1 protein-coding gene and 1 pseudogene are annotated in these 3,753 nt (G+C 67.0%); both read right to left on the bottom strand.

Translation table 11 applies throughout. The features are described from left to right. Nucleotides 1-216: 216 nt before the first annotated feature. A pseudogene (gene istA, locus BLW04_RS29010) lies at nt 217-1,082 on the bottom strand (IS21 family transposase); the annotation flags it as partial. Nucleotides 1,083-1,856: 774 nt separating this feature from the next. Beyond that, nucleotides 1,857-3,179 (bottom strand): asparagine synthase-related protein, encoded by a 1,323-nt coding sequence (locus tag BLW04_RS24880; RefSeq protein WP_091548264.1) that lies wholly within the window; start codon nt 3,177-3,179, stop codon nt 1,857-1,859. Nucleotides 3,180-3,753: the final 574 nt, after the last annotated feature.

The following is a 3,753-nucleotide window of genomic DNA, read 5'->3' as shown; positions in this document are numbered from 1 at the left end:
GATGGTGTCTTGGCGGACGCCCAACACCTACCTCACGGCCGGTGCGGGCGGGGGACCGCCACCTCAAGTTCCACGAGACCCGGGACAACCTCCCACTCCGGCCTGGACTACAGAACACCCCACGCAGTCCTCAACGAATGGACGTCATCGCAGGCAGTCGCATAGATTCCGTCAAACCGACGGTCCGAGAACCGCGAGGCAGATCAGCGGGTGGGCCGGCAGCGCCGTCATCGCGGCCAGATCGACCGCCAACGCCTCCCGGGGCCGGGCACCGGTGGCGCGCACGAGCCGGTCGTTGGCGATCGGCAACCAGCCGGTCAGCTGGGTGTTGAAGTCCTCCGGGCCGGTGAACGTGCGCCCGGGCAGGAACGAGGTCTCCAGGAACCCGTTGGTCCGCTCCACCACGTCCTTGGACTCCGGGTCCCGCGGCGGCGTCAGCCGGATCCTGGTGGCCAGCGTGCCGGCGAACCCCGCCGCCGGCACCGACACCTAACGGCCGCGCCCGATCGCTGACTCCAGGTCCCACAGCAACGTCTTGGTCACCGCCCTGCCCAGAGCCGAGATCAGCTGCCACATCCGGCCAGCAGGTCCCCGCCCTGGCGGGAGGGCAGCATCACCGCGGAGATGAACCTCGAGTACGTCAACGTCATCGCCAGCACCGGCAGCACCGCCACCTGCCGGTGCCCGACCGGGATCGGTGTCTCGGGGAACCACAGATCGCACTGGATGACCTCACCGGGCAGGTGCACGATCCGGTCGGCCGGGTCGATCCCGGCGTACTCCGGTCGGATCGCCCGCACCCGATCCTTCAAGATCGTGATCGAGTGCGTCCAGCCGATCCGCTCCGCGATCACCGTCGCCGGCATCCGCGGGTACTCCTTCAACCACTTGCGGATCTCCGGCTCCACCGCATCGACCAGCGAACCCTTCGCCGGCCTGGAGTAGGCCGGCGGCTCCTCCGATGCCAGCGCCGCCCGCACGGTGTTCCGGGCAACGCCCAGACGCCGCACGATCTCCTTGATCGGCACGCCCTCCGCTCGATACAGCCGGGGGGTCTCAGTCCAATCCTCCACAGTGATCATCCCTCCCAGGGTCAAGGGGTCAAATTCACCGACGACTGGGGGTCAGTTTTCACGCGGCGACGACAGGCGGGCCGGACGTGAGTCGTCGGGCCTCCGCTGCTGATTCTCGTTGCAGCGACTGCTCATCGGCACCGTCCTGGCGGCGGGCTCGGGGGTCATCCTGGTCGCGGTCGCGGACTATGCCGCCGCTGACGAGACCCCGGAAGTCGCCGAGAGCGCTCCGGACGGCACCAGCCCCACGCCGGTGGACGGATCGGTGATCGTCGCCCCGACGCCGCCCAAGGACTCCGCCTCACAGGGCGACGTCGTCCCCGCTCCCGTCGCGCCGGATCCGGAGGTGCGTGCTCCGGAGATTCGCGTCTCGGAGATTCCCGCCCCACAGGTTCTGGATCTGGACGTCCCCGCGCGACGTCCCCAGCCCCGACGTCCCCGTCCCGGAGATGCCTGGTCCGGATGTGCCGGATCTGGACGTGCTGACTTCGGACGTTCGGACTTCGGATGTGCCGAATCCGGACGTGTCGACCCCGGATGTTCCTGTTGCAGACGATCGGGTCCGGATGCGCTTTAGCCCGGCGTGCTGACGCCCGGGTCCGTCCCGGTGATCGGAAGCCCCGGAACCGGCGTTGGCGCGCCGGCCTTGCTTGGAGGACCTGCTTGAGGGTGTTCGGGGGGGTACGACCCCTGCACGATCTTGCTCATCTACAGGCTCAAGCACTGCTCGGCGCGCACTCCGAGCACTGGTGCACGCCTCAGCTCGTTCGGCGGCACTGCCGCCTACCTACTGGCCTCGGGGCCCATCTTCGTCAGCCGGTCAACGGCCTTGAGGTTGAGCTCCAACCCAAGCAGCACGCTGATCCTGGTGTCGCTGATCCTCCGCTCGACCATCGCTTGGGCGATCGCGTCCGATTCTAGACCCGTTACGACACCCCTGTTGGCGAGGTCGTCGAGGTTCTTCAGAATCAGCTCGCGGATGTCGGTCCGGTGCCGGTGACTGCCCCGGATGGCGTTATTCGCGCCACTGTGCGGCTTGCCACCCGGCCGTGACGGCCACCCCATCCGCTCGGTCTTGCGCAGGGCACGACGCTGGACGACCAGGACCTTTCTCAGCAAGGGCGACGCCGGCACGCCGCCACCGTCGAACGTGGTCGTAGGGAGCTTAAACAGCCGGGGGTAGGCCTGCCGCTGGATCGTCATGTAGAGACGTTGCTCGTAACGGTAGCCGACCGGCACGCTGAGCATGAAGTCCAGCCACGGCCGGCTCAAGAAGGGTGTGCGGACACTGTATCCGAGCATGTACCTGGTGTTGATGTAGCGGGTCTGCCGGACGGCGAAGTCCAGCTGGTCCGGATATGAGAGCAGGCTGTCGCTGACGAACGGGGCGGCAGGCATGCTCGCCTCGGGCCGAAAGCCCGGACTCGTGTACTGATCCGCATGCGCAAGGAGGTGCATGTTCAGGAAGCGCGAAACCGCCGCCTCCCAGGTCCAGTGCTCGTCTCGCCCGGGTATGTGCGCGCCGCTCACCGCATCGCCGCCGAGGCCGTCCCAGAAGGTGTTGTGGACGCCGATCTTCTGGTGCAGGCGGTAGCTCAGGTAGCGCTGGCCGAAAGGGTACGGCAGAGGGACTTCTCGAGCCAGCACCGAGTCCACGAGACCCTGGGTCGTCCAGTCGGCGGAGAAGGACTCCAGTACCTCATGGCGTACATCGGCGGCTCTGGCCACCTTTGCCGCGAAGTCAAAGTCCTGTTCCCCGGGAGCACCGAACGTCGCAGCGAGGATCTCGGCAGGGCGGTAGAACTCCAGCAGAGCGCCGAGGATGACGCGCGAGTCCAATCCTCCACTGAGGAAAACGACCTGGTCACCGCGGCTCTCTGCCGTGGACGCGCACTCTTCGAATGCGGCTTTGAGCGCGCGTACGCCCTCCCGGACGAGCCCGGACTCCGATACGGCCCGTCTACTCCGCCGAGGCAGTCGCGACCACGCGCTCAACAGCGACAGCGCGTCCCCGTCCGGCAGTTGAGGAACAAACCCGAAAGCGAGATACTGATCTCTCTGGTGACGGTCGAAGGTGCCCGCCTGAGGGCCGGATTGGTTGTTCACGAGCGTCTCCTCTCCGGGTTACGCAGGGGTGTTTGCGGGATTACGCAGGAGTGCGAACGGTACCTCGTCTAACCGGCCTTGCGTTGGTCACCCGAACGCCGCCGCCCCTGCCCTCGGGCTGGGCGAGATGCCGGCGCTGGCCCTGCCGAGACGCCAGGTCAACCCGCTGTCGATGACGCCCCGGGCCCGAGCCAGCTCGGCGACTGTAGGCCGCATCAACATCGCCGCCTCAGGTGAGCGTCGCCATTCACGACCTTGGAGAGGCCCTGGCGACCGACCGGCCGCCTTCGATCGCGAAGGCAAACCCCCTCGGCCTTCACTCATCGGTGAAACTACGTCAAGTGGACCCTGACCGCAATGCCACGTAGCCTAAGTTGATCATGCTGCTTGTCGTGCGAGCCCGCGGATGTTGATCGTGGCTGGTACGCGGTGGCGGGTGCTGGCCGGTTGATCTGCCCCGCGGTTCTCGGATCAATGCTGCTTAGTTAGGCCGCATCGTCACGTGTCCGCGGCGTCTCCAGCATCCGCGGCTTGACACCAGAGTTCTTGCTAACCGACGGTGACAGCGCCGAGT

The sequence above is a fragment of the Modestobacter sp. DSM 44400 genome (genome assembly GCF_900107175.1).
Lineage (GTDB): Bacteria > Actinomycetota > Actinomycetes > Mycobacteriales > Geodermatophilaceae > Modestobacter.
This window is presented reverse-complemented; position numbering and strand designations above follow the sequence as displayed.